The sequence below is a fragment of the Jannaschia formosa genome (assembly GCF_003340555.1).
GTDB lineage: Bacteria > Pseudomonadota > Alphaproteobacteria > Rhodobacterales > Rhodobacteraceae > Jannaschia > Jannaschia formosa.
This window is the reverse complement of sequence record NZ_QPLJ01000122.1, coordinates 1-627: the sequence shown is the minus strand read 5'-3', so window position 1 is coordinate 627 and position 627 is coordinate 1. Positions and strand designations below refer to the sequence as shown.

Annotated in this window: 1 pseudogene; it reads right to left on the bottom strand. The window is 67.8% G+C overall.

The window, feature by feature from the left end:
• Positions 1–522: pseudogene (locus tag DR046_RS23105) on the bottom strand (transposase); the annotation flags it as partial.
• Between the last annotated feature and the right edge of the window lie 105 nt (positions 523–627).

The window sequence follows — 627 nt, the reverse complement described above, 5'->3', positions numbered from 1 at the left end:
GCCACCGAAGCCGCAGGTCCGAAGTCGGCGCCAGAGCTCCGCCGCGTTGCGACACCCAGAGGCCCACTCCCGCTCCAGCCGAGGCAGCCAAGGGGTCAGGCTGTTCTGGCGCACACGGAATACGTCGTCGCGCTCGCCGCGCACGATCCGGCGGACGAGTCCGCGGCTCAGCCCCGTGGTTCGCATGATGCGCTTGATCGGAACGCCTTCGGCGGCCAGCCGACGGACGAACTCGTTGGTCTGCTGGCGACGCTGGAAGCCGTCGTATTGCAGGCGCTCAGCCGCGGTGAGCAGGGCGGGGTCGAGTTCCGTCGCGCCGACGGCGCGGCGGATCGTCGGCATCTGCCGTCGGACCACCGACAGGAACGCCGCGCTGACGTTCTCGAGAAGATGCCAGCGATCCGCCACCTGGATCGCGCAAGGCAGAGCACGCGCGACAGCGCCGCCGTATCCGCCGTTGCGGTCTCGGGCGACCAGCTCGATCTGCGGCTGCGACCTCAACCAGGCTGAGCTACTCCCCGATCCTTGGACAGTTTTTGGGGATATTTAAGCTACTGCCTGCGCCTGCTGATCGGTTTTGATGGTGTTGAAGTAGACCACGGCGGGCGGCTGCCCGCCATGGGCGGT